Genomic DNA, 25,187 nt, shown 5'->3' on the forward strand with positions numbered 1-25,187 from the left:
TTAACGGTTTTTAAAGGTTTAAAAACTCAATAAATAATAAAAAACCATTAACAATTGTTAATGGTAAATATTTTATTCTTTATTTTCTAAATCTTGAAGTTTTTTAAGAATTGTTGCTCCATCTTCAGTAGATAATGGATTATTTTTATTATCTAGTTGTGATAATTCTAATAATTGTTTTGATATTTCTGCAATTAATTTAACAGATTTTGAATCTCCAACATAGTTTGTGTCATGTGTTTTGTCTGTTACAAATTTTAGAAGTGATTCAAGAGATAATATTGCTGGATTTAAATTATATACAGCTGTAGATAATTTATCTCTTTGTGCATCTCTTACTAAGAAGTTTTTGCCATTTTCACCTAATTCTTTAGCTCTTTGTTCAAATTTTGTTCTTAATTGTTTTTGATGTTCTTTTAGTTCTGCTAATTTTTCTTCAGTTAAAATAGCTTTTGTTGGAATAATATATCCTGAATTTTCAGCAATAAATATTCAGTTTGGAACCATTGTACCATCTGCTGATGGTGATTCTCCATTAAATAAGAAATTTAAAAATTTAATTGCAGCATTATTTGTTTCTTGATCATTTGTTTTAACTACCAATAAACTTGATCCACCTTCTCAAAATACTGGTTTTGAATTGGTTGAATATTTATCTATAGAAGGTAAATATAACATATCTTCATCTTTTGTTCATAATTTATATTCTGTTTGAACTGATTTTGCAGGATTGCCATCTTGACTTGTTGACAAATAATATAAAACTGACATCATAGATTGTTTATTTCTTGCATCCCCTACAGCTGCCCCATAAGTCATTGCAGCTTCATAACGCATTAAATCAAATCCACCTCAATCAACAGCATCATTTATTTTAAATTGGACTGTTTGGAAATTAATTGGACTTCCTGTTTCTGTTGGTTTTTCTTTAATTTCTTTGTGTTTTATTGAATTTTTATATTCATCTCATAATAAAACAAAATTTTTGGCTTGTTCTGAATTATTATTTAATAAGTTTTCATAATTAATTGCTGATTTTTCAACAGGATCATCTTTAGATTTTAAATTTCATAATTTGTCATTACTTTGAGTTTTTGAAACTAATTCTTTTAAGAATACATCACCTTGATAGTCAATTGATAATAATCTTGCATTTTTTGTAACATTCGCCATTTTTGTTTGATCAAATTCAGTATTTTCATAAATTTTGTTTATAAATTCTCTTACACCAGTAAATGTTTTAAATGTTTCATCTGTAACATTCATGTCTTTTAATGAATTATTTTCTTTAGCTTTAATTGCATAAAATGGACTTCTTTGAGGAATTGAATTTCCTTCTTTTGAAGCTTTAACTGAAGCATCATAAATTGAACCTGAAACTGTTCCACCAGCACCTATTATTATTTCGAATAATTTATGCATAATGTCTAAGTTAAATTCTAAAGCATCTGTATCTGATAAATCAAAAGGAATGCTATAAATTTTTGATTTATCATTTACATCTTCACCTGGAAGAGTGCTGTGAATATTTTTAATTTTTTCATTAAATTCAACATTGAATTCACTTGGTAATTCTAAAAGTTTGTCATTTGATTTTAGAATATATGCACCTATTTGATTACCTAATAAAATATTACTAATTTTTGGATCATTTTCATTAAAAGCTTTAACTGTGTTTTGAACTAATGTTGTTTCTGAAGTTGTTCCAACTTGTTTTTCTGTTTGTAAAACTACTGGTAAGAATCCTGGTTCATTTTTTTTAGATTCATTGTAGTAATTTATAATTGGCGCAATAGCAGTCATTAATGGTCAATATTTTCCTTGTGCTGCTGAAAAAATTACTGATTTTTTAGCTTGGTTATTATCTTTAGATTCTGATTTTTTATCTTCATTTGTTTTTGAAGTATTAGTTGAATTTTCTTTAGAATTTGAATTATTTTCAGATTCTTTTTTAGTATCGTTTTTTTTGATTTCTTCTTTTTTTGTTGTGTCGTTATTATTTGCTTGACACGCAGCAGCAAGAGTAGGGACTGAAATTAAAGAAATAGATGCCCCTAAACTAGCAAAAAGAAAAAGAATTTTCTTTGATTTTGTCATTTTTCTCCCTTAAAATTTTCATAATCGTTTGTTGATTTTTTAATTACATTTAAAATTATAATACTAATTAAAATTTAAAAATTAAAAAATGGCTTATTTTTTAGCCATTTTTTTCATTTTTCTAAATTATCTTGTTGATTTATTAATTCATTTAGAAAATATAAAATAAATACTCAGAGGAATTGCAGAAGCAATAAAACTACCAGCTGCAATTATATTATTATATATGTTTTTATATTCAGTTGTAACTGGTGATAAAAATCATTGAGATATGTTTTTATTATCTGTGTTTCTAAATAAATACATAGGTCATAAATAATCATTTCAAACTTGGATTATTGTAAAAATAATTAAAAGTAAATATGATAATTTTAAATCAGAAAAATAAATATAAAATATTTTTTCATATCATCTTAAATTATCATTTATTGCTAATCTTCCTTTTGTTTGACTAACATTTAAAGCCACTTTAAATGTATATGAAAAAATAAAGAAACTAAATATACCATTACTTATTAAACTTAACCAATACTTATCAGTTAATTTTCAAGTGTTTAAATTATATTTAAGTGCTGAATATAAAACAAATTCAGGAATAACACTAACAATAATTAAAAAATAAATAACAAAGTTTTGAATTGATTTTTTCTTTAATTTTATTAGCCCTGCTATTGCAAGTGAATAAACAACAATTCTTATTATTAATAAACAAAAAATCGCTGAAATCGTTATCGTAAATGCTTTTAGTAACTCTTTATTTCAGACACTTTGAAAACTATTTAGTGTAGGGTTTTTAATTGTAATAGAAACAACATCATTTTGGATATCAATATCACTTTTAAGAGCCATTAATAATAAATAATAAAGTGGAAATAATATGATAATTCCAAAAAATATTAAAATAAAAACTTTAATTACTTCTTTAGTTATTAATTTTCACATATTTTTTCCTTACTAATTTGTTTTTAAAATATCTTAAAAATTTATAAATTCTTTTAAGGTTTTTAATTCTAAATAAATATACAAAAAGCATTAATAAAATAGCATAAGCAAATATTAACATACTAGAAGCATAAGCTCTTGAAATATTATAATAAAACCCTTCACCATCACCTATTCCTAAAAATCTTAAAATATAACTACTTACAGTAAAAGCTTGGTGTTTTTCGTAATTAAAAGTAGATTCTAAAATTGCATTAGGATACAATAAAAAGGCAAATATAAAATTAGTAATAGTAATTGCAAATATTGTCACTTTTAGTTCTTGAAAATAAACATATTTAATTTTTGATCAAGTCTTTAAATTATCTGTTTGCATTAATTTTTTATATTTTAAATTAGCTTTATTAATTGCAGCAACAAATAAAATAATATTAAAAGGTAAACTTCTTCAAACTTGAAACAAAATAAAGTATCAAACTATATGAGTTTTTCCTGAAATAAAACTGAATTTATTTTGTGCAAATAATTTAAAAAAGACATTTTTTTCTCCAAATAAAAGAATAAAAGCAATACCAACTGCAAAACTAGATAGAAAAAACTGTGAATAAAATACTGTTAAAAATGCTGAACGAGCTACTTTTAAAATAAAAGATTCAATTATAAAAGCTACAAAAAATGAAATGATAAAGCTAATAAAGGTTGCTACAAATAAAATAATTGTTGAATTTTTTATTGCTACTCAAAAATTGTTGTCTTTTCAGATTCATTTAAAATTATCTAAACCTATTTTGGTAATTGTTAGTTTATTTCTATAAGGATGAGTTTCAAAAGCACCTTGCATTGATTGAATAATTGGTAAAATGGTAAAGATAATAATCAAAACAAAAAGAGGAATCAAATAAAATCAACCGACTCAATTTTCTGGATTTTTTAATCACGATTTGGTTTTACTAAACACGATTACCTTCTTTTGAAAAGCGAAATACATCATCTTCTAAAAAGCTAATTTTTATTTGATCATTTATTTTAAAATCTGTATTTTTTGATAAAACATTGATTTCATAATTATTGAAATTAACAGTGTAATTTATTGAATCTCCTAAATGTTTTGCAGAAATTATTGTAGCATTAGTTTCTTTATCAAAAGACATTGTAATTTTGTTGTGGCGAATATAATAATCATAATTTTCATCAGATTTTATTAAATTAATTTCTGGATAACCTATAAATTTAGCAACAAAAATATTTTGTGGATTGTTGTATAAATCTTCAGGAGAAGAATTTTGTGCTATTTTACCTTCGTTCATTAAAATAATTTTATCCCCTAGTTTCATAGCATCTTGTTGATCATGAGTTACCATAATCATTGAGAGATTAAATTCTTTTTGTAATGAAGAAATTCATTTAATGGTGTTTTCTTTTATTTTTGCATCTAATGCACTAAAAGGTTCATCTAAAATAATAATTTTGCAATTTTTAATAATTGCTTTTGCAAATGCAACTCTTTGTTTTTGTCCACCACTTAATTGTGCTGTTTTTTTCTTTTCATATTCAAATATTTCTAATTTTGTACCTACTTCTTTTCATTGTTTTTTAAACATTTCTTTTAAAGATAAAATTTTAAAAAATGTTTTTATTTGTTTAAAATTTAAACAAAAAGCATACAATCTCAACACAAAAAATATGTATTTAGAAAATATTTGTTGTGAATTATTAAATAAATTTATTAGTTTTTTAAATTTAATTTGTTTTTTTTGATCTAAAAAAGTTAATATTTCTTCGCAAGCTTGAAGTCTTTTTTGTTTTACTCAATTTGGTGTATTTTTTGCACTAAGATAGACATTTAAAAACACTGAAATGTTTGGGTATACATTTTGTTCTTGCATGATATATCCAATTTCATATATTTTAGGGTTATTTAGTACATCAATTGTTCCTTTAGTGGGTTTTAAATAACCACTAATTAAATTCAATAATGTAGTTTTACCACTACCACTTGGGCCTAATAATACTGTAATTTTATCTTTTAAAATTTCAAGCTCATCAATATTTAAAATTGACTTTTTATCATATTTAAATTCTAAGTTTTTTATTTCAATTAAATTTTCGTTTTTCATTATTTTTCTCTTAGAAATGGTGCAACTATCTTCATAAATTCTTCAAAATTTTCTTCATACATCATATGTCCTGTTTTAGGGATATATGTTGTTTTTATGTTTTTTACATTGTCTTGGAAGTATTTTAAGCAAGTATCACGATCAATAACTCCATCTTTTTCGCCTAAAACAAGTAAAGTAGGTACATTAATTGCGTTTAATCCTGCTTCAATTTTATTCATTATTTGCATATTTGGCAAACTATAACCTAATTTAACAATGATTTCGTTATTAAAATCATTGGGGTCAAAACATTTTTTGTTTTGGTTCATTCATTCTTCATTATTTGTAAATTTGCTAATATCATAATATAATGCTTGTAAAAAGTCTAAATACTGTTCAAATGTCTTTGGGAAATAACTTTCTAAGTAATCTTTTTGCTTTGCAAGTGATGTTTTATTCATAGGTGCTATATAAAGCATTTTTGAAAACAATTCTGGGCGTTTTTTATACGCTAAAGAAATTGTTGCTCCACCCATGCTGTGACCAACTAGAATAACATTTTTTAAATTATTATCATCAATGAATTTAATTAAAATATCACTAAATGATTCAACACTTACTTCATCATTGTCAAGAGGTTTTAAATTATTATTTCCAGGAAAAGAAATCGCATAATAATCATTTTCTTTTCAATTTTGTGCAAAAATATTAAATCTTTCACAACTTGAATTAAAACCATGAACAAAAATAATGGGTTGTTCTGGTTTTTTATTGTCTATAAACACATAAGGATATTTATAATTTATCATATTTCTCCTTTCAATTATTTTAATTTTACATATTAAAATGATATTATTTTTTTTAAAAAAAGTAAAAAAATGCCTTAAAAATAGCTAAAAATTACGTTTTCATTTTTTTGCTTTTTTATAACATAAAAATCTATAACTTTTTTAAAAATTACGAAAATAAATTGTTATAATTTTTTAATTAATTGGAGAAAAGATGAAAAAAACAACAAAATTATTAATACTTACCACGAGTTTTTTAACTTTAAGTGCAATCCCATTAATCTTAACATCTTGTAAAAATGAGCAAACAAATAAACCTAAAAATGATTTACAAATAAAAAAAGATACAGATAGCAATAACAAAGAAAAAAACACTGACTCAAAACAAAAAAATAATGAAAGCAATAAGCAAAATAATCAAATTGAAAACAAAAATCCTCAACAAAACCAAGAAAAGATAAATTTTGAAGACATTTTCCAAGAACTAAATTTAAGTTACAAAAATGCACAAGATATTTTCTTTGAAAATGTATCTAATAAACTAGATATAAATAGTTTATTATTTAATGAAATCAAAAATGTTAAATTAAATATTACAAGCTGAACAAAAACAGAAGATTCATTGATAATAAACTTAACATTAACAAAAAATAATCAAACTTCAAAAACATTTACAAAAGAATTTTTAAAATCTTCATTTAAACAACATACCAAATATAATTTTGAAGATTTAAATAATTTTGCAAGTTCTTTTACAGTAAAAGATACTAAAAACACTGAAGATGCACTAACTGCTTTTAATAAATTTAAAGAAAATCCTTCAAATTTATTTTCTTATATAAACATTGGTGCTAAACTTTTTGATAAATACCAAATCCAAGCTGATTTTAAAAATGCCAAAGCAAGCAACGAACAAGGATATATTGAAAATATTTCTTTAATATTTACAAAACAAGAAAATCAAACCAAAAAAACAATAACTGTTAATGGTTTTAAAACAGCTAAAAAACAAGCACAAACAAACTTAATTACAAAATTAGAACTAAAAGATGAAATAAAAGCACTATATCCTTCATTTATTGGTTCAATGTTAGTTTTTAATGATAATAGTGCAACTTTATTAACTCAAGAAAGACAAAATAGTAATTTATTTAATTGAGAATATTTTGCAAGTGAAAAAGGACAAGGTTTATTTAAAAATAATTTGAATTTGAATTTTGCAATACTAAAAAATGATTTTTTTGAAGTAAATAATCAAAACAAAGAAAAATATGATTTTAAAGTTGAAAAAGTAAAAGCTAATGATCAAAACGGAACATTAGGAATTGAATTAAAAATTACAAATATTGATGAGCATAGTACTGATTACAACAAAATTCAATATGAATTTTTTGAATTTAAAGGATTAAGATCACTACAATTAAAAAACAATAAACCTGAAGTATTTGATTTTTATATCCAACAAGATGATTTAAAAACTATTTTAAATAAATACAACATTATCGACTTGGCAAATAAAAATAAAGATAAATTAAACACTTCAAATCAATTAGATATGACTAATCAAATAGAAAATATTCAATTACAAGCTGTTAAAAATGCAATTTTCAATAAACTTAAATTGAGTATTTTAGATCCATTAAAAATTTATCAATTAACTGTAACTGATAATTATTTAAAAAACTTTAATTTTAAAAACAACAACTCATCAATTTATCCTCTTTATTTAACAATTTCAAATAACATCATTAAAGACATTCAATTTAATTTAGTTAAAAATTCAAATAATTTAGTTGAATTAAAAATTAATATAACATTATCAGTGTTTGGTTATGTTTCAAATGAATATAACGATTTAATTGAACAAGGAACAAACAATAACGAAATTACTTGAACAAATGAAAATTATGTAAATTTATAAAATAAAAGTGGCCTAAGCCACTTTTTTGATATCTATTTTTTTCCCATTTGTTCAGCAACTTCATCTGCAAAATTAACATGTTTAACTTCAATACCTTCACCAACTTCAAAACGTAGTGATGAAATTAATTCTAAGTTATTATCATGCATATATTGAGCAACTGTTTTTGAATCTTCCATTACAAATGGTTGGAAAACTAAAACATTATTTTCGTTGTATGCTTTACGTAATTTACCTTGTAACATATCATTTTGTACTTTTTCAGGTAATTTATCGAATTTAGGATTTTCTTTTACTTCTGCTAATGCAGTTTCTTTAATTTTTGTTGCTAATTCTTCTGGTAATTGTGTTTCAAAATCATAAGAAGGATTCAAGGCAGCAACGTGCATTGCAACATTTCTTAATGATTCTTGGTTTGAACCTTTAGCTAAAATAATTGTAGCAATTCTTTCATTTGCGTGTGTATAAGTTGCTATAACTTCACCTTCATTTGGAGTTACTTTTTCAACTCTTCTTAAAGTAATTTTTTCACCAATTTTAGCGGTTGCATTGGTGATCATTTCTTGTAATTCTACACCATCAACTTTTAATTTTAAAACATCTTCTAAAGTTGTAAATTCATTTTCTAATAGTAATTTTTCAATTGTAACTACTAATTCTTTAAATAAATCATTTTTAGCAACGAAATCAGTTTCTGAATTTAATTCAAATACAACTGCATATTTATCGTTGTGGGAAGCTTTTACGATACCTTCTGCAGCAATTCTTGAAGCTTTTTTAGCTGCTTTTGCTACTCCGTGTTCTTGTAGTCATTTAATTGCAGCTTCAATATCATTATTTGTTTCTTCTAAAGCTTTTTTAACGTCTAAGAATCCTGAGTTTGTTCTTTCACGTAATTCTTTAATTAATTTTAAATCTGCTGCCATTATTTTTCCTCTTTTTCTTCTTTAACTTCTTCAGTTCTTGGTTTTCTTACGAATCTTTTTGGTTCGTCTGAATTTTCTTTTTTAGGATCTTCAGGTAAAACTATATTTTCATCTAATTGGTATGCAAATAATTGTTTTTCGCCTCTACCTGAAGCAATAGCATCTGCTAAAACTGTTAAAATTAATGTTAATGATTTTACTGAAGCATCATTTGAAGGGATTCCAAAATCAACATCATCTGGGTTTCCGTTTGTATTTAAAATTCCAAATACTTTAACACCTTTTTTTCTTGCTTCTTTAATAGCGATATCATCTACTAATGGACTTGCTACTATCATAATTTGTGGAGTTTGGTGCATATAACGAATACCGTTTAGGTTTTTTTGTAATTTAGCGATTTTTTTATCAGCTTCTAAACCTTCTTTTTTGGTTCATCCTGGGTATCCTTGTGCTTGTCTTTGTTCTAATTCTTCTAATTTTCTAACGCTTCTGAAAATTGTTTGTTGGTTTGTTAAAGTTCCACCTAATCAACGTTCACTTACGTATGGAGAATTAGTTCTTTTAGCTTGTTCTTCAATAATGTTTTTAGCTTGTTTTTTTGTTCCTACAAAAATAAATCTTGCTCCTTTTGAAGAAGCTTTTTGAATCATTTTGAATGCATATTCTAATGATTTTTGTGTTTTAGAAACATCAATAATGTGATTTCCGTTTCTTTTTCCATAAATATATGGTTTCATTTTAGGATTTCATACACTTGGACGACGTCCGAAGTATGTTCCAGCTTCTAATAATTTAGCACGCGAAATAATGTCTTGTGCTTGTTGTTTTACTTCTGTTTTTTCAACAGGTTTTTGTGTTGTTTGTTCCATGTTTTTTTCCTTTGTTTTATCGTCCTGCTGTTTCTAAATATTGGCATCATATACGACACACCCAATAAAATCCGCAACAGTGTTTAATTTCATTAATATATAAAAAGTACTTATAAATAAGTACTCTTTAATTTTAGCATATTATTTTTTTTCTTTAAGTTTTTTTATAAGTATATTAGCTAAGTTTTTGTTATAGAAAAAATTATAATTGTATTTTTTTACATTATTTTCATTGTTGATTCTTGTTTTTGAATACAGAGTAAATTTTTTGTCAGTTTGGTTTTGCAATGGTTGTAATACAATAGATGAAACATTATTATCTATTGAAATTTCTTTATAAATATTTTCTATAAATGATGAAGATGAATTAAGAATCATCAAAGTAAGTGTAATTGTTTTATATTGAGCTGAAAAATTGAAAATAATCATATGATCTAAATTATTTTCATAAAAATTTAATAAATAATTTTTAATGGTAGCATGAATATCTTCTGTTGTTATTTCAAGATCAAGAAAATAAATTCCCTGTTCGTGTAAATAACCCATGTATTCATAGTTGTCTTTTTTTAATCAATTTTGTAATTCAAATAGAAAATAATTATCTTCCATTGCAATATAAGAAAATCTTATTTTTTTTAGATAGTCATATTTTTTTGGTCAAGTATAGTGTTTAGAATTTTCAGATAAAAATTCAACTACATTTTCAAAATTATATAAATCTTCTGCAGGATAATCATTAAATGAAACTTGGTATTTTCCAAATGGAGCAAGCAATTTAAAAAATGTTTTTAAACTATTTGCATAATTAAGTGTTTCCATTGTGTTATCAATAACATAAGCTTTAAGATCATATTTTTTAGTTGTTTTGTTTAATTTTAAATCAAATTTTAAACCTTCAATAAGTTTATTAGCTTCAATAGAAGAATAATTAGGAAGATAATTTTTTCTTGGTATTAAATGAACTTTAAGATTTTTGTAACTATTTTCAATTCCTAATTTTATATGCATTAATAAAAGTGAATCATAAATGTTAAAATTGTATTCAACTAATAATTCTCAGTTATTTTTTGTTTTAAATACTGCTTTTCATTTAAAATTATCGCTTCAACTAAAAGGATTTTCAAAAACAAAATCTTGTTTTAAGTCAAATTCTTTTTCATATTTTTCTATTACATTGTCATAAAATTCATTGTTAATATTTTCATTAAAATTAGTAAAATCAGGAGCTGATGAAAATTTTGCAATGGTTTCTACCATTGGTAAAAAATGAATTGGTTTTTTATCTGAATTTTCAAAAATTAACTTTGAACTTTTATGAGCTTGATAATATTTATGTAAATGTAAATTATATTTTGTTAATAAATGGTAATATTCAAAATTTCTTTTATTGTATTTTTCAAAAGTGTTAATTACTTTTAACATTTTTTCATCTTTTTCCATGATTTCATAAATATTAAACACAAAAGAAGCAATAAAATAAATTCCTAAAAGTTCTTCTTCAATATTATCTAAAATCACTTCTACTTCTGCGTAGTTTTTAGATTTCATTAATTTTTTAATATTTGCAATGGTTTGTTCATCTAATTGAGTATATCTCTTTTGATTCATAGTTTTCCTTTTTATTAATTTTCTTCTGTTTCATCTTTATTTAATTCAATTCAACTATCTATCTTCATCATTCTATATTTTAAATAATAATCAGCTAGTTTTGTATCAACGTTATTTTTTAAATATTTAGCTTTTTCTTCTGCTATTGCTTTAAATGTATTAATTGTTTGATTGTTACATATTTCAGGTAATGGATAATCAAATAAAATGCTTAAATCTTTAAATTCTGATTGTTTTGAATAAATAATTTCTTTATTTGAAGAATTATTATATAAATTAACTTTTAATGTATTTATTTCATCATTTTGAGCACAAAAACTATTATTTAACATAGATAATGAATCATTTCTTGCATCAAACATTAAAACTTCAGCGTTTAGGTGATTTTTATCTGTTTTGATATCTAAAATTTGGTAAGTTTCTTTTGAATATTCATTTACCCATTTTATGAAATTATTTTTAGTTTTTTCTACATCATTTGTTTCAAAATCTAAATTTAAAACAATCAAACCATTTCTATACAATAAATCAAAATAAAAATATTGATCACTTGTTTTATAAGTTTTTATAAAATTAGAAAAAATGTGTTTTTTTGTGTAGTTAAAATCTAAAATTTCAATTGAAATATCTTTTCAGTCGTGAATTATTTGGTTGTTTTTTGAATCGTTAAAACTTCAAATTAAAAAGTTTTGTAAACTTAGTAATTTATCAGTTTTTTTAAGATTTTCGTCATAAATTTTTATAATACTTTGATAATTTCCACATAGTTTTAAATATAGTGAAATAGTTTCTAAATATGCTAATTCATCTTCATTATTTAAACTGTGATAAATTATTATCTTATGTCCATTTATGTAATCTTTTTTGTCAATATTAATTAATATTTTTTTTAATATTTCATCGGTTGTTTGTTTATTAACAATAGTTGGTATTGCATAAGGATTTGTAGAAATTATCATATCAATGTGATGATTTCTTAAAAAACTTTTTGCTAAATAAGTAAGCAAAATAAGTTCACCAATTTCAAAATTAAAAGTTATTTTAGGTATTATTTGATTATTATCGTTTATTAGTAAAACCTCTAAGTCGGGGATTGTATTGATTGTAAAATTTAAATGTTTATATTTTTGGTTGGTATTTTTATTTTCAAGTTCTTTTTTATAAATTTTTATTTCATTTAATAAAATTTTTGATATTTCATAAATATAAGTTATAAAACTATGTCTAACGTTGAAATAACTTGTAAAAGAATTATATAAACTTAATTGTGTTAAATAAAATTTATCATCTGGATAATCTTTTAATAAACGTAATAAAAAATATTTAGCATTATAAAATTCATAATTTCTATCGTATACAGCACACATTAATTCATTATATGATCTGTTGTTTTCAGGAACTAAATTAACAAGTGGTTCTGAATATTTTCTTGCTCTTTCTGGATAATTGTTGTTTAAACATATTCTAACCATTAAAACAACTAACTGTAAGTTGTGTTTGTATTCTTTTTCTAAAGTTTCAAAATATGCAAATAGTCTGTCAAATTGTTTTTTTGTTTCATATTCCTGAATTGTTTTTTTTATTTGTTCTAAATTATTTTTATCAAATTGTTGATTCATACTAATACCTCGTAATAATTAAAATTATAAGTTAAAAAAAATAAAAAAGCCAACTTATAAATGGCTTTTTGGTCACTTTTGTGAAATGGTGCGAACGAATGGACTTGAACCATCGACCTCACGATTATCAGTCGTGTGCTCTAACCAGCTGAGCTACGCTCGCATGTGAAAGTGGATATAATCCACTTATTATAATAATTAACGTTTTGAGAATTGTCTTGCACGACGCGCTTTACGTAATCCGTATTTTTTACGTTCTTTAACTCTTGCGTCACGTGTTAACATTCCAGCTTTTTTAAGATTTGAACGATATTCTGCATTTACTTCTAATAAAGCTCTTGCAATACCTAATCTAATTGCTCCTGCTTGACCTGTTAAACCACCACCATTAACATTTGCTTCAATATCGTATTGGTCAACTGTATCAGTTAATCCAAATGGTTGTTTAGCATCTTTTAATAAAATATCGCTATTTAAATATAAATTTGCTTCTTTTTTATTAATTAGGAATTTTCCTGTACCAGGTTTAATGTATACTCTAGCTACTGAACTTTTACGACGACCTAATCCATAGTATCTAACATCTGCCATTATTTAACCTCGATTTGAACTGGTTGTTGTGCCTCGTGTTTGTGTTCACTTCCAGTATATACATATAAATTTTTAAATTGTTTTCTTCCTAATTTTGTGTGTGGTAACATTCCTCTAACTGCATTTTCAATTAAAGCTTCTGGTTTTTTTGTTCTTAAATCTTTAGCGTTGATTTTTTTCAATCCACCAGGATATCCTGAGTGTGAGTAGTAAATTTTATCTTGTTCTTTATTTGCTGTAAGAACAACTTCTTTAGCATTTATAATGATAACATTATCTCCCATATCAACATTTGGAGTAAATGTAGGTTTATTTTTACCTCTTAGAATTGATGCAACCATTGCGCTTAAACGTCCTAAAACTTGGTCTTTAGCATCAATTACGTATCATTTTTTTTCTACTTCTAAGTGTTTTATAATTGTAGTTTGACGCATGTGCTTTTCCTTTTAATATCTTTATAATAAAATAATGCTTATTTATTATAACAAATTTTTTTTAATATGTTAATAATTTTTTTAATTTTCATTTACTCTACTCAAAATATATATACAAGCTGTTTCAGCTCTTAATATTGTTTTTGTGAGTTTTATAATTTTAAAGTTGTTTTGCAGCGCAAGGTTAACTTCAGAATCACTAAAGCCACCTTCGGGACCAATTACAAATAAACTATCACTCGGATATGATATTAAACTTGCAGCGCTAGATTTTTCGTGAGCTAGAAATTTATTTTTATATTCTAGTGATATTATTTTACCAAATTTTTCGCAATTATGCAAAAAAGGTTGTTTATTTCTAAAACTTTGTTGTGCAGCTTCAAAAATTATCTTCTCATATCTTTCTCTTTTTTTATTAAAATCTTCAATTTTATATTGACTAAATTCACTTGCAAATGGATAAATATCAGTAACTCCTAATTCAGTTGCTTTTTGTAAAACTAGTTCAAAATTTTTTGGGACTATTAATGGAATTGCTAACGCTACTTGATTTTTAAATTCATGATCTAAATCAAGTGCATCTATGATTTTAGCCATTTTATTTTCTAAAATACAAACATAAAATTTTTCTTCATATACACAAATAAATTGTTTATTAATTTGTCTTGCAACTTTTATATGGTTTAATGTTTCATCTGATAATATAAAATTTTTATCATCATATTTTTTATCAACTATAAATCTCATCATGATAATAAGATTATACAAAAATCTATTATTTATCAGGTTTTTTGGTGTTTATTATTAATAATTTAAAGTCATAAATTAATTACCAAAAATAAAAAAATGGTGGAGATGCGGGGAGTTGAACCCCGGTCCACACATAAACTTACTTTAAAAATCTACAGTTTAGTCTATTTTTAATATTCTAATAAATATAAAATAGAACAAAATTTTTTATTAGAAGTAATATTATTTTCAATTATGCCGCTATTACAAAAGCATAATCTAATCTCATATAACGACATTTACTACTGAGAATTAGTAAAGCGACTAGTATTTATTAAGCAAATAGTAGATTTTGTGATTTGTTTAACATAAAAGATGAAACTTCTATGTTTTTGTTTTCGTTCTTTCCGTTTATTGAAAGCCTAGAAGCATTATGGTCTGCCAAACCACTGCATTTTAAAGGAGCCTATATCTGTCGAAACCATTACACCCCCAAAAGCAAAATAATTATAACATTATTTATAACTGTTAAGAATTTTTTTCATTTTCATTTCTTGTTCTTTTTTAATTATTTTTTGTCTTTTATCATGAATTTTTAAATGTTTAACTAATAAAATTTCAACTTTAATATGATTTTCTTTTCAATATATCATTGAAGGGATAATTTGTAATGAAAGTTGATCTTTTTTAGACATAATGCGATAAATTTCATTTTTATGTAAAAGTAATTTTCTCGGTCTTTCTGAGTCACCTTTAACTAACATATATTGTGAAATATGCATATTATTAATTCACATTTCTGAATTTTTAATACTACAAAAAGCATTTTTTAAATTCACATTACCTTGTCTTATGCTTTTTACTTCTCAACCTTCTAAGCTAATCCCACATTCATACGTATCTAAAACATTATATTCAGATTTTTGAAACTTATTTTTTGCAATTATTTTCATAACACACCTAAACTAGTATTGCACTTATATTACCTTTTAATGGATCTGTTTCAGTAATTTTAATTAAATAGTTATTTCCTGCTAATATTTTTCTTGTTTTAGATTTAGCCTCTAAATTAGTTACTTGTACCATTTCTTCATTTTGCATATCTTCAAAACGAACTAAAATTGATGTTTTGTATTCTTGACTTTCAAAAAATATTCCAAATTTTTCAATTGAAACAACCGTTGCTTCAATTGTTTTGTTTACAAATTTTTCAAAAAATTCTGATTTTTTTAAATCAACAACGCTTCTCTCCACATTTAAAGCAACATTTTCTGATTCACTATTTAATTCAGAAATAAGGTGGATTTTTTGACTTAGTATGTCTTTATCTTCTGCTTGTAGTTCTTTATTTGTAAAAATATAATTACGAATAAGTCTATGTAAAAGTAAATCAGGATATCTTCTTATTGGACTTGTAAAATGTGAGTAAAATTTACTTGCTAAACCAAAATGCCCAATATTTTGTTCAGAATATTTTGCTTTTTGTAAAGTTCTAAGTAAATACATTTTTATAAAATCATCGAATTTTATTTGTTTTAGGTTAAAAACCATTTTTGCAAATTCTTTACTATCACCTGAAAAAGGTACTTTAATATCGATATTTAAAAAGTTTAAAACTTGTTGTAAATTATAAAGTTTTTCATCAGATGGAAGATCGTGGATTCGATAAATTGAAGGAATTTTTTTATCAAACATCATTTTAGCAACGGTTTCATTAGCTCTTACCATGAAATCTTCAATCATTGTTTCACTAAACCCTGATTCTTTTAATTTAATATCAATTACATCACCTTCATTATTTAAAATAATTTTTGGTTCAATAATTTCAAAATCCACATAACCTTCACTAATTTTTTGTTTTCTTATTAATAGAGAAATTTCTTTTGCAACGTTTAACATTTCATTAGTTTCATTATCAAAACTATGTTTGTTTTCATAAAATTCATTTACTTTTTCGTAAGTAAGTCGATGATCTGATTTGATTATTGAAGGATATATTTCAAAAGTTTTATTTAATCCATTTTTATCTAAATCCATTTCTAAAGTTAAAGCCGCTCTTAGTTCATGAGGATTTAAACTACAAATTCCATTAGATAATTCAAAAGGTAACATAGGAATTACTTTATCAGGTAAATAAATACTTGTTCCTCTTTTTAAAGCTTCTTTATCAATAAAACTATCTTCACATACATAATGACTTACATCAGCTATATGCACTCACAATTTATATCCTGAATTTGTTTTTATACAACTAATTGCATCATCAAAATCTTTTGTATCATTTCCATCAATTGTAACAGTAAAAAGATTTTCTAGATTTTTTCTACCTTTATAATCTTCAATTGTTATTTCTTTAGGAAGGTTTTTTGATTCATTTAATACTTCTTGTTCAAAACTAATATCAACATTGTTTTGTGCAATAATTTTTTTTTCAATTATTCTTTTATCATCTGTTTTTCCAATGTACTCTAAAAATTCAAGATCTACTTTTCTTGCGTTTTTTCTTGGCTGTAGTACTTTTACTTTTACAAATTGTTTTAAGTCATAATAAAATTTTGTTGGTACATTTATAAAGAAATTTGCATTATCTTTTTCATCAGCTGCATCAAAAAATATTTGATCATTTTGATTTTTAATAAAATTACCCACAATAACTTGTTTTTTATGCTCAATAATATTTACAATATAAGCTCTATACAATATTTTTTCTTCTTGTGTATAACTATATATTTCCACTTCAACTAAATCACCATCTAAAACTGCATTTAGTTGAAAAGGTAATAATAATGCAGATTTATCTTCTTCAAAATCAACAAAACCTAATCTTTTAGATGAAATTGAAATATTATATATATCTTTTTTAATGAAATCTAAAAAGAAATAAAAACCTTCTTTGGTTTTTTCTATTTTATGTAAATCAGTTAGTTCAAAAATAATTTTTGATAAATCTTTGTTATCTTTTTTGGAAATATTAAGAGCTTTGGCAATTTCAATAAAATTTAATGGTTTAGATGAGTTTTTTAATAATTTTAAAATATTTTCTTTTATGTTTTCTACTTTAGTTAACATTGATTAAGGTAAGACCACTCTTAATACAATTGATAAAATTAATAATAAACTCCCTAGGGTTAACATAAAATATTTTAAAAACTTTTTAAACCCTTGTTCTTTTGAAACTTTAAATAAATCTAAATCACCACTTCCTACTAATGCCCCACTAAATGCATTAGAATCTGGTGACATAAGAAATGAAACAATTATTATTAAAATACTAATTATTATTAAAACAACTAATAATGCTGTAGTCATAACACTCTCCTTATTTATTTATTTTTAAACTATATTCACTTAACTGAAAATCAGTAACTTCAGAAGGTGAATTTGATAGTAAATCAAGACCTTTTGCATTTTTTGGAAATGCTATTACATCTCTAATTGATTCACTCTTGGTAAGAATCATTAAAATTCTTTCTAGTCCAAAAGCCATTCCACAATGTGGAGGTAACCCATATTTAAATGATTTTAAGAAAAATCCAAATTTAGATTCTGTTTCTTTTGGACTTAATTTTAAATGTTCAAACATTAGTTTTTGTAATTCATAATCATGAATTCTTACACTACCTGAACCTAATTCAAAACCATTTAAAACAAGGTCGTAACTTTGTGCTCTTACTTTATCATATTCTTTATTTTCTAAATGTGAATAAGTTGTTTTATCAATCATTGTAAATGCATGATGTGCTGGTTCATATTCGTTTAAATCTTCATTAAATTCAAACATTGGTCAATTTACGATTCAAAGGAAATTAAATTGATTATCATCAGCTAATTTAAATTCATCATTTAAATATGTTCTTATTGCACCTAATGATTTAACTACATCATTGTATTTTCCAAAACCAATAAATAAATATCCGTTTTCAAAATTATTTTTAGAAAAAATATCATTGATTTTATCATCAGCTAATGAATTATTTAAATTAGTAATTGTTTTAATTTGTGTATTTTCAATTTCAACAACAATAAAATCTTTTGCTTGATTTTTTTTGGCTAATTCAAAAACTTTATTTATATTTAATTCAGGTTTTTTATCAAAATAAATTGCTTTATAAGTATTTTGATCATCAAAATTATCACTTATATCTTCTAAAAGATATTGATATCTTGTATCTGGTTTATCATTTCCATATTTATCTAAACTCTCAAAATAATCCATTCTTTCAAAAGGAATTTTTAATTCAAGACCAATTGAGTTAAAAATATGTTTATAGTAATTTTCAACTAGTTTAAATAAATCTTCTTTTTCAACAAATGACATTTCAAAGTCAATTTGTGTAAATTCGGGTTGTCTGTCTTTTCTTAAATCTTCATCTCTAAATACTCTTGCTATTTGAAAGTATTTTTCAAAACCAGAAGCCATTAAAAGTTGTTTATATAGCTGAGGTGATTGTGGTAAAGCAAAAAATTTACCTTTTTTTCTTGTTGGAACAAGGTAATCTCTTGCTCCTTCTGGTGTAGATTTAGACAAAATAGGTGTTTCAATTTCTAAAAAACCTTCTTGATCAAAAAATTTACGAGTTTCCATGGTTATTTTATGTCTTAATGCAATATTTTTTTGCATTTTTGTACTTCGTAAATCTAAAAATCTATATTGTAATCTTAAATCTTCATTAGCAGATTCTTCTTTTGTTACTTCAAATGGAATTTGTTCAGAAGAATTTAAAATTTCATATTCAGAAACTAAAACTTCAATATTCCCATTTTCAATTTCTAAATTTGCTTCTAGTCTTTTTTGTACTTTACCAGTTATTTTTAGCACTGATTCTTTTGTTAATTTAGGATCTGAAACATTTTGGAAAATGATTTGAATAATTCCAGATCTATCACGTAAATCAACAAATAATTGTGATTTAAATTTTCTTTTTGTTGCTATTCATCCATATAGTGTAACTTCAGAACCTTCCATTTGAGAAGTAACTTGATTATTAAAAATTGTTTTCATTGATTACCTCATTTATTTTTGTTTTAAAACTTTCAATATTTGTAAATGATAATTCTAATTCTTTATTTAAAGTTAAAAATTTAATTTTTATTTCATTAAATTGAGAACCTAATTCTTTGAATATTAACATTTTAGGTTTTAATCTATCTGACTTTTTAAACATTTTTTTAAGATTTAAATTTTCATAGTGAAGTTCAACTGAATATTCTTTTCTCAATTCCAGTGCAATGTTAATAATTTCATCTTTTTCATTTTCATTTAAATAACAAATAAGGATATCTAATTCATCATCTAAGTTATATTTTTCTTGATTAAATAAAATAATTTCAACTAATCTTTCAACACCAAAAGCAAATCCAATACTGCTTAAATCTGGTCCTGAAAATTGTTTTACCATTCCATCATATCTTCCACCAGCTAAAATGGTGCTTTTTGAACCTAAAGCTTCAGAAGTAGAAACAAATTCAAAAACAACATCATTATAATAATCAAGGCCTCTTACAAGCGAAGTGTTTATTTCAAAATTAATATTATGTTGTTTTAATAAATTTTGTAATTTTTGAAAATCCGCTTGTTCTTGTTCTGATAAAAAATCAATTATTTGTGGTGCTTCAATAATAAATTTTTCATTTGCTTGTTCTTTATCATCTAAAATACGTAAAACATTATTTTGTAGTCTATTTTTATTTATTTCACTTAATTTGTCTTCGTGTTTTTTAAAATACTTAACTAGTTCTTCATTGTATTTTTTTCTAGTTAAATCACTTCCTAAATTATTTATTTGTAAAATATAATCTTTAATTTGTAGTTTTTGTAAAAATGAATTAGCTAAAAACAGTATTTCAAAGTTTAGTTCTGGCGTTTTTGGTAGCAAGTTTTCAATCCCACCTTGTCTAAATTCGCGATAACGACCTTTTTGTGGTCTTTCATAACGATAAATATTTCCATAATAAAATACTTTGTGTACATCGTTTTGAGTTAATTTATTTTCAATAATAGCTCTTATTGCAGGTGCTGTTGCTTCAGGTCTTAATGCAATTGATTTACCACTTTTTGAATTAAAAACATACATTTCTTTGTTAACAATATCACTAAATTCTCCGCTAGTTCTAACAAAAAGATCAGTAGCTTCAATTATTGGTGTTTCTAAATATTTGTAATTATATTTTTTTACTATATCAAAAAAAGTATTTTTAATAAACTCATAAGCTTTAGCCTCTTTTAAAAATATGTCTTTTGTTCCTTTTAATCTTTGATACATATGCATTCCTTACTTATTAAAATCATTAATTGATAAGAATTCTTGTTCTTCAATTTTTGAATCATTTCAATAAAATTCTTTTATTCTTCTATCTTTATTATGATATTTTCTTTGAATTAATGATTTTCAAATTACTGAAGTAAATGTAACATCTATAATAAATAAACCAATAAGACCAATTAAGAATCCCGCTGGAATTAATAAATTGCTTTCTCCAAATAAAATTAATGATGGAATTGAGGCTAATGTTGAAATAAAAATAATTACATAAAATTCATTAATTCTTTTTGTAAAAATTTTGTTAAACATTTTTATTATTTCTTCATTTGAAAAAATGTAATTTCTTAATTGTGCATCTTTGTGAGTATATAAATTAATTTCAGATGAAGTGTTTAAGTGTGAAATAATTGTAATTATTGTTACTATGAAATACACCACCACTAAATACTCATCGATTTGAACACGTAACGCAAATAAAGCTAACGTTGTAAATACTAACATAAAAATTTCTTTTATAAATAGTATAAAAGCACTGATTAGATCGTGTCTTATTGTTAAGTAAATTGCAATTAATATAAATGATGAAACAATTGGAATAAAACTTCAACCTAATGAATTTAAAAATCCTCATGATGATCATTGATATGAAACAACAGACACTGAATTAGCATCAAAATCATTAATTGTTGCTAAAGTATCAAGAATTTGTTTTATTGTGAAATTAAAATCAGTAGTAAATGAAACTAAAAATAAATTATTTAATTTTTGAGTTTCTAAAATAGTTGATTGAATATTTAAATTACTATTTTGTAATTTTTCATTAATAAGTGTTGCTGTGTTAAGATCAAATCCTAAATTATTGTTAGTTGTTAATATATATGTTGCTTTATCAGAAATTGAATCTGATAATTTAATATTATTTAAAATATCTCTATTTGGGATAAATAATATAACAATAAATACAACTAAAACTACTGTAAACATCACAATTCTTCATTTTCAATGTTTAAAAATATCTGAATTATTATTTTTAAATAAAATATTTTTTGATTTTCCTGAAATTAATCATTTATATTTATCAAATGTTTCAATTCTAGTTATTAAATAGATAAATAAATTACCTAATAAAATTGTAATTACAGTTGTAAGAACCATAACTAAAAATAAAATACTTGAAAATGTTATAACAGGTAAAACACTTAAATAAATTGAGAATATTGATAAAACAACTAAAGTTGCAACAGTATCTAAATTACTTAAAAATGTGGTTTTTTGTCCTTTAGAAGCAGCTTTTACAACGGTTGAACCTTTATTTATTTCTCTTTTGATTTTTGATAATGTACAATTGATTAAAACAAATGAAATAATTATTGAAAGCACTATTCCAAACACTATTGAAGGTGTTAAAACAGCTGAAAATGCAAAAATTATTGATATTAATAAAATCGTTAATAAACTAATAAGCACAAAAATTATTGCACCTAATAAACGATATTTAATTGATAAAAATGCACCAATTAAAGCTAAAGTAACTGCAATAACAGTTGCTAAAATAAAGTTTCCTTTTGATGATACTTCATTAGGTACATAATCACTAACTGTTGATTTTACGTAATAACTATTTACTAAAGTTAAAGTAAATGGATTATAAGCAAAATTTATTTTAGAACTTAATTGTTTATCAGTATATGCTAAATGGTTATTTATTAAATAAATTTGTTTTGAACCTGCTTTTGGATTTGATAATGCAAAAGGAGTAATTGAAGTTAATAAATACTTAGATGCATTTATTTGATTTAACTTCAACACAGGTTCAGCTGCAGGAGTTTGATTGTTTGCATTTGGTGAAGGATTTGCTGAGTTTCCTATATATGCAAAATTTACAGGGTTTTGATTTGCTTTATTTCAATCATCTTTAAATTTTGTTTTTGCTATGTCTACAAATTCCTCTAAATTAATTCAAATGTAAACTTTTTCATTGTAATTATAAAGATAATAATCTAATAAATTTTTTCATTCTTTATTACCTTGTTCAGAAAATTCTAAACTCACTCTACCAGATCCAGATCCTGTATTTCAATTCGCAGGATTAGTGATAAAAGAAGGTGAAAAATTTTCTGATGAACCATCAGATAATAATTGTCCTAAACTCACACTATTATCAGAACCAGGTATAACAAATTTACCTTTGTAAAATAATGGTGCTCCGTTTTTATCAGTAAAAGTTATAAATTGTTTTTTTGTTAATGTATTAATTAATTGATTTTTTTCATCATCAGTTTTTACATTATTATCAGTTACAGATATTAAGTTTTGTGTGTAATTAATATCGTAGTTATGTAATGAACGTGAGAAAGTCAAAAAATCCTCAGTTTTTTTTATGACTTGTTTAGTTGAAATATTTTCCCCATTTTTATTTTGAGGATTATCTATTTTTAAAACAACTTTTGCTCCGTTATCGAATTGATTTGAATAATGAGCTGGATTTTTTAAACCAACAAATATACCGACGATTAATAAAATGAAAACGCTAAACATTGAAAAAAATGTAGCGAATCATCTTAATTTATTATGTTGTTTTTTATTGTTGCTTGTTTTCATGTTTTAAATTATACAATATAAGCAAGATTTAAATATATAATATTTATTATTTCAAATAGTATTCATTTAAATAATTAACACCTTTTTCAGTAATTAATCTTCCTCTTGCTGTTTTTATTACAAATTTATGAAGAAGCAAATAAGGTTCAACATCGTTTATAATTGTTTGTCTATTTTCTTTTAAAATATTAGAAATACTGTCTAAAGACACTGCTTTTTGTTCAAAAATATCTGCTAAAATCTTTAAATAATTAATTTGTAAATCATTTAAACCTAAATTGTAAACCCCCAAATATTTAAAAGCTTGATTAACTATTTCTAAATTAATTTTTTCTTTATTTTCATATAAACAAAAATCATGAACTCTTTTTAATAAGTTATTTGCAATTCTTGGTGTTTGTCTTGCATTTTTTGCAATTTTTTTAATTGAAATATTATCGATTTTTATTGTGTATTTTTTAGCATTATTAGTCAAAATTTGTTCAATTTCTTCAATTTTATACATATTCAGTCTACCAATAAAACCAAATCTATCTTTTAGTGGTTGTGAGAGCATGTCAAAATTAGTTGTTGCAGAAATTAAAGTAAATTTAGGTAATTTTAATCTCATGATTTTTTTGTCACCATCAACACCTAAAACAATGTCAATACTTTGGTTTTCCATAGCGGAATATAACAATTCAAACAAATTTTTATTAATACTGTGTATTTCATCTATAAAAATAATATTATTATCTTCTATACTAGAAAATAAAGTAATTAAATCAGACTTTTTTTCTAAAAGTGGACCTTGAGCATAAACTATTTTTTGATTTGTGGTATTAGCGATTATTTTTGCAAGTGAAGTTTTACCTAATCCAGGTGGACCATAAAAAAGAAGGTGATCTATAATTCTTTTTTGTTTACTTGCAGCATCTATCATAACCATTATTGTCTTTTTTATATGATTTTGTCCAATAAAATCATCAAAAGTTTCAATATTAAATGACTGCATCGTGACTTGCTTGTGAAATTATTTTAATTGCTTCTTCAACTGATTTTTCTAAGTCATTAACAGGATTTATTTTATCAATAGCGTACTTAATTTGCTTTTGTTTAAAACCTAAAACTTTCAAACTCTTTTCTAAATTTTTTAGATTTTCTGAAACAATAGGTGTTTCATGTTTATTGAAATTAAATTCATTATTCTGAGTATTTTCTTCTGAATTTTGAGTATTTTTTTCTAGTTTTTGTAAAATTCCTTCATATTTTAATTGAAATTCGAAAACTAGTTGTCTTGCTGTTTTTGTACTTAAATAAGGTATCTCTGACAATTTTTCAATATTTGCAGTTGATATGTAAATCATAATATTTCTTCAACCAACTGACAATATATTAATTGCTGTTTTTGGTCCTATACCTTGAACTGATAATAAATCCTCAAAAACAATTAATTCTCTAAAATTTCCAAAACCATATGTTGTTTTAAAATATTCAGAACTATATTCATGAATAAAAATTTTTGCAAATTCATCTTTTTTAAATTTTTCTACGTTAGGCATATAAATAATTTCACCTACACCGTTATTTTCTAAAATTAAATAATTTTTATTAATGTGAACAATTTTTCCATAAATGTATATTTTCATATTCCCTCCACCTATATTAAATAAGCATTTTAGAGCTTTTTGAAAACAATAGGAAAAAATTAATACAATTTT

21 protein-coding genes, 1 tRNA gene and 1 other RNA gene are annotated in these 25,187 nt (G+C 23.7%); 1 reads left to right on the forward strand and 22 read right to left on the reverse strand.

Annotation, left to right across the window (positions count from 1 at the left end):
* Positions 1 to 72: 72 nt before the first annotated feature.
* From KQ877_RS00875 to KQ877_RS00895, 5 genes are all read right to left on the reverse strand, one after another.
* Positions 73 to 2,097, reverse strand: coding sequence for a P68 family surface lipoprotein (locus KQ877_RS00875; protein ID WP_216535753.1), 2,025 nt, complete (start codon positions 2,095 to 2,097; stop codon positions 73 to 75).
* Positions 2,098 to 2,223: 126 nt separating this feature from the next.
* The gene (locus KQ877_RS00880) at positions 2,224 to 3,039 is read right to left on the reverse strand and encodes a glycerol transporter subunit C (RefSeq protein ID WP_216535754.1); all 816 of its coding nucleotides are present in this window, start codon (positions 3,037 to 3,039) and stop codon (positions 2,224 to 2,226) included.
* Entirely contained in the window at positions 3,020 to 3,997 is a 978-nt protein-coding gene (locus KQ877_RS00885) for a carbohydrate ABC transporter permease (RefSeq protein WP_216535755.1), read from the reverse strand. The genes KQ877_RS00880 and KQ877_RS00885 overlap by 20 nt, the downstream gene beginning before the upstream one ends.
* On the reverse strand, positions 3,990 to 5,156 hold the full coding sequence (locus KQ877_RS04105; RefSeq protein WP_216535756.1) for an ABC transporter ATP-binding protein: 1,167 nt from the start codon (positions 5,154 to 5,156) through the stop codon (positions 3,990 to 3,992). The genes KQ877_RS00885 and KQ877_RS04105 overlap by 8 nt, the downstream gene beginning before the upstream one ends.
* Positions 5,156 to 5,947: an alpha/beta fold hydrolase gene (locus KQ877_RS00895; protein ID WP_216535757.1), complete on the reverse strand. Its 792-nt coding sequence runs from the start codon at positions 5,945 to 5,947 to the stop codon at positions 5,156 to 5,158. The genes KQ877_RS04105 and KQ877_RS00895 overlap by 1 nt, the downstream gene beginning before the upstream one ends.
* 193 nt (positions 5,948 to 6,140) lie before the next feature.
* On the opposite strand from KQ877_RS00895, the gene KQ877_RS00900 reads away from it, so the two are divergent.
* Positions 6,141 to 7,847 (forward strand): LppA-related lipoprotein, encoded by a 1,707-nt coding sequence (locus KQ877_RS00900; protein ID WP_216535758.1) that lies wholly within the window; start codon positions 6,141 to 6,143, stop codon positions 7,845 to 7,847.
* A 32-nt stretch (positions 7,848 to 7,879) separates the two neighbouring features.
* Here the strand turns inward: KQ877_RS00900 and tsf are convergent, their stop codons facing one another.
* The 17 genes from tsf to ruvA all read right to left on the reverse strand — a co-directional run bounded on the left by tsf (position 7,880) and on the right by ruvA (position 25,115).
* Positions 7,880 to 8,773: a translation elongation factor Ts gene (gene tsf, locus KQ877_RS00905; protein WP_216535759.1), complete on the reverse strand. Its 894-nt coding sequence runs from the start codon at positions 8,771 to 8,773 to the stop codon at positions 7,880 to 7,882.
* Positions 8,773 to 9,642 (reverse strand): 30S ribosomal protein S2, encoded by an 870-nt coding sequence (rpsB, locus tag KQ877_RS00910; RefSeq protein ID WP_216535760.1) that lies wholly within the window; start codon positions 9,640 to 9,642, stop codon positions 8,773 to 8,775. Before rpsB ends, tsf begins: the two co-directional genes overlap by 1 nt.
* A gap of 141 nt (positions 9,643 to 9,783) precedes the next feature.
* On the reverse strand, positions 9,784 to 11,250 hold the full coding sequence (locus tag KQ877_RS00915) for a hypothetical protein (protein WP_216535761.1): 1,467 nt from the start codon (positions 11,248 to 11,250) through the stop codon (positions 9,784 to 9,786).
* A 14-nt stretch (positions 11,251 to 11,264) separates the two neighbouring features.
* Positions 11,265 to 12,869 (reverse strand): tetratricopeptide repeat protein, encoded by a 1,605-nt coding sequence (locus tag KQ877_RS00920; protein ID WP_216535762.1) that lies wholly within the window; start codon positions 12,867 to 12,869, stop codon positions 11,265 to 11,267.
* Between the two features lie 86 nt (positions 12,870 to 12,955).
* A tRNA-Ile gene (locus KQ877_RS00925) sits at positions 12,956 to 13,032 on the reverse strand.
* Positions 13,033 to 13,067: 35 nt separating this feature from the next.
* Positions 13,068 to 13,460: a 30S ribosomal protein S9 gene (rpsI, locus tag KQ877_RS00930; RefSeq protein WP_216488785.1), complete on the reverse strand. Its 393-nt coding sequence runs from the start codon at positions 13,458 to 13,460 to the stop codon at positions 13,068 to 13,070.
* A complete protein-coding gene (gene rplM / locus KQ877_RS00935; protein ID WP_216488783.1) occupies positions 13,460 to 13,894 on the reverse strand; it encodes a 50S ribosomal protein L13 in 435 nt (144 codons plus the stop codon). The genes rpsI and rplM overlap by 1 nt, the downstream gene beginning before the upstream one ends.
* 81 nt (positions 13,895 to 13,975) lie before the next feature.
* Complete coding sequence (locus KQ877_RS00940) at positions 13,976 to 14,662, reverse strand: 16S rRNA (uracil(1498)-N(3))-methyltransferase (RefSeq protein WP_246529770.1); 687 nt, start codon at positions 14,660 to 14,662, stop codon at positions 13,976 to 13,978.
* Between the two features lie 79 nt (positions 14,663 to 14,741).
* Positions 14,742 to 15,117: a transfer-messenger RNA gene (gene ssrA / locus KQ877_RS00945) on the reverse strand.
* A gap of 21 nt (positions 15,118 to 15,138) precedes the next feature.
* Positions 15,139 to 15,576, reverse strand: coding sequence for an SsrA-binding protein (gene smpB, locus KQ877_RS00950; protein WP_216488782.1), 438 nt, complete (start codon positions 15,574 to 15,576; stop codon positions 15,139 to 15,141).
* Positions 15,577 to 15,583: 7 nt separating this feature from the next.
* Positions 15,584 to 17,692, reverse strand: a complete 2,109-nt coding sequence (gene rnr, locus KQ877_RS00955; RefSeq protein WP_216535763.1) for a ribonuclease R — start codon at positions 17,690 to 17,692, stop codon at positions 15,584 to 15,586.
* 3 nt (positions 17,693 to 17,695) lie between these two features.
* Positions 17,696 to 17,932 carry a preprotein translocase subunit SecG gene (secG, locus tag KQ877_RS00960; RefSeq protein WP_216535764.1) on the reverse strand — a complete coding sequence of 79 codons (237 nt, stop codon included), beginning with the start codon at positions 17,930 to 17,932 and terminating at the stop codon, positions 17,696 to 17,698.
* Positions 17,933 to 17,942: 10 nt separating this feature from the next.
* Positions 17,943 to 19,625, reverse strand: a complete 1,683-nt coding sequence (gene aspS / locus KQ877_RS00965; protein ID WP_216535765.1) for an aspartate--tRNA ligase — start codon at positions 19,623 to 19,625, stop codon at positions 17,943 to 17,945.
* A complete protein-coding gene (gene hisS / locus KQ877_RS00970) occupies positions 19,609 to 20,886 on the reverse strand; it encodes a histidine--tRNA ligase (RefSeq protein WP_216488778.1) in 1,278 nt (425 codons plus the stop codon). The genes aspS and hisS overlap by 17 nt, the downstream gene beginning before the upstream one ends.
* Before the next feature lie 9 nt (positions 20,887 to 20,895).
* Positions 20,896 to 23,487: a protein translocase subunit SecDF gene (gene secDF / locus KQ877_RS00975; RefSeq protein WP_216535766.1), complete on the reverse strand. Its 2,592-nt coding sequence runs from the start codon at positions 23,485 to 23,487 to the stop codon at positions 20,896 to 20,898.
* Positions 23,488 to 23,533: 46 nt separating this feature from the next.
* Positions 23,534 to 24,481, reverse strand: a complete 948-nt coding sequence (gene ruvB / locus KQ877_RS00980; protein ID WP_216488774.1) for a Holliday junction branch migration DNA helicase RuvB — start codon at positions 24,479 to 24,481, stop codon at positions 23,534 to 23,536.
* Complete coding sequence (ruvA, locus tag KQ877_RS00985) at positions 24,468 to 25,115, reverse strand: Holliday junction branch migration protein RuvA (protein WP_216488772.1); 648 nt, start codon at positions 25,113 to 25,115, stop codon at positions 24,468 to 24,470. Before ruvA ends, ruvB begins: the two co-directional genes overlap by 14 nt.
* Between the last annotated feature and the right edge of the window lie 72 nt (positions 25,116 to 25,187).

Source organism: Mycoplasma zalophi, assembly GCF_018914005.1.
In the GTDB taxonomy this organism is placed as follows: domain Bacteria; phylum Bacillota_I; class Bacilli_A; order Mycoplasmatales; family Metamycoplasmataceae; genus Metamycoplasma; species Metamycoplasma zalophi_A.